Source organism: Mesorhizobium sp. M4A.F.Ca.ET.020.02.1.1, from assembly GCF_004022645.1.
Classification (GTDB): Bacteria; Pseudomonadota; Alphaproteobacteria; order Rhizobiales; family Rhizobiaceae; genus Mesorhizobium.
In genome coordinates this window covers 1-862 of sequence record NZ_RZOI01001233.1, presented here as the reverse complement: position 1 = coordinate 862, position 862 = coordinate 1, and the positions used below count along the sequence as shown (strand labels likewise).

Annotated in this window: 1 pseudogene; it reads left to right on the top strand. The window is 62.2% G+C overall.

Annotation, left to right across the window (positions count from 1 at the left end):
- Positions 1–399: 399 nt before the first annotated feature.
- A pseudogene (locus EN742_RS36295) lies at positions 400–862 on the top strand (muramidase); the annotation flags it as partial.

The window sequence follows — 862 nt, the reverse complement described above, 5'->3', positions numbered from 1 at the left end:
CCCTTGCCTCGTTGCGAAATCGGCCGGCGCCGCAGCGTAGAGGTCAAGCCACGCATTGACCTCGGCGCGCTCGATGGCGCGGCTGAAGTCGCCCGACACGTTTTCGATCGCGATGGCCGGCGGATGCGGCACCGGCACTATTACGGGTTCCAGTTCTGACAGGGCGGATGACATGGCTTCCCCTCCCGAAATTCCTAGCCTTACAATGTAAGATTAGTGGAGGATAATATTATGGCCGAGCTTGTCAAGCGAGATATGGAGCACCGGCAGCCTGCCGTCGGAGCCGCCATTTTATCCCTAACAACTTGATTCAACATTTATTGGCAATTTCTCGTTAGGAATCGTGTCTGCCGGCGGCAAATCCGCCTTCGGCCTGTTTTGTTTCGTGTACAGGTCCAGATGCGGTTCCCAGGCGTCGTCAGTTTTGTGCTTGCATCGCTGTGCCTTGCCGGCTGCTCGTCCACATCGGGCATGGACGCCTTGCAGGTGCCGTCCAACGAGATCACCAGTTCCGTCGTCAGGCCAAGCGCACCGGTGGCGAAGGCCGTCGCGACTGCTGAGACCGAAGCCACCGACGAGACAGTGTCGATGGCCGGCACCGCCCGTATCAGGCCGCCGGCGTCATTGCCTGAAGAGAATGCGCGTCCCTTCGGCCTAGCCGAGGAAGAGACGGTGGCATTCCCTGCGCCTGATCTTCCCGACAGTGTCGAACCGCCGGTCGAGCCGGCGGCGCTTATGGCGCCGCCGAAGCGGCTGTCTCGCGCGGCGCCGGCGATGCTGGCCGGCCCCGTCACCCGATATGGCTTTCGCGATGCCAAGCCGATCAATTTCGGTCGGGCCTCGCCCCGGCACCTTGCGGTGC